This is a genomic window from Allolucifera butyrica, assembly GCF_900476375.1.
Lineage (GTDB): Bacteria > Bacillota > Negativicutes > Sporomusales > UPPP01 > Lucifera > Lucifera butyrica.
Window position 1 is genome coordinate 1 of the sequence record NZ_UPPP01000128.1, and the last position, 754, is coordinate 754.

2 rRNA genes are annotated in these 754 nt (G+C 53.1%); both read left to right on the forward strand.

The annotated features are described in order from the left end of the window. Positions 1-108 (forward strand): 16S ribosomal RNA (locus LUCIF_RS24355); the annotation flags it as partial. A 414-nt stretch (positions 109-522) separates the two neighbouring features. Further along, positions 523-754: ribosomal RNA gene (locus LUCIF_RS24360) — 23S ribosomal RNA — on the forward strand; the annotation flags it as partial.

Below are 754 nucleotides of genomic sequence, written 5' to 3' on the forward strand. Positions count from 1 at the left end.
GCCGGTGAGGTAACCGAAAGGAGCCAGCCGTCGAAGGTGGGGCCGATGATTGGGGTGAAGTCGTAACAAGGTAGCCGTATCGGAAGGTGCGGCTGGATCACCTCCTTTCTAAGGAGACACGAGGAATCGCAGGATTCCTCAAATCCTAGGTCGGACACATTTGGCAGATACGAGACGGAGCTTAAGCGCTCGCAGTCGTATCCACTTACATTGTTTGGTTTTGAGGGAACAGCCCTCAAGGTTCCTTGAAAACTGCACAGAAGAAAGAAGAAGATACCCTCTCGATAAGAGAGAGTAAACTTAACGAGCAAACGAAGCGCAGGGCTCACAGCACAGGGCGCAGGAGGGTAACCTCCGGTTCCCAAAAGTAATGAGTCCAAGCCAAAGGTTGGCTAGAAGGTGCCAGATGCTAGGAAGGTCGAGAATCTGACTGGAGTCGTACTGGAGGTACGTCGAAAGGAAGGCTCGCAGACCTGACAACGCAGATGGCGGCTTATAGACAAGCGGGTATAGCGCAAAAGAAGTCAAGTTATAAAGGGCATACGGTGGATGCCTAGGCGCCAAGAGCCGAAGAAGGACGGGGTAAGCTCCGAAAAGCCAGGGGGAGCCGCAAGCAGGCAATAATCCCTGGATCTCCGAATGGGGGAACCCGGCGGTGGTAATGCACCGTCACCTATTGCAAAATAGGAGGGCACCCGGGGAACTGAAACATCTAAGTACCCGGAGGAAAAGAAATCAAACGAGATTCCCGAAG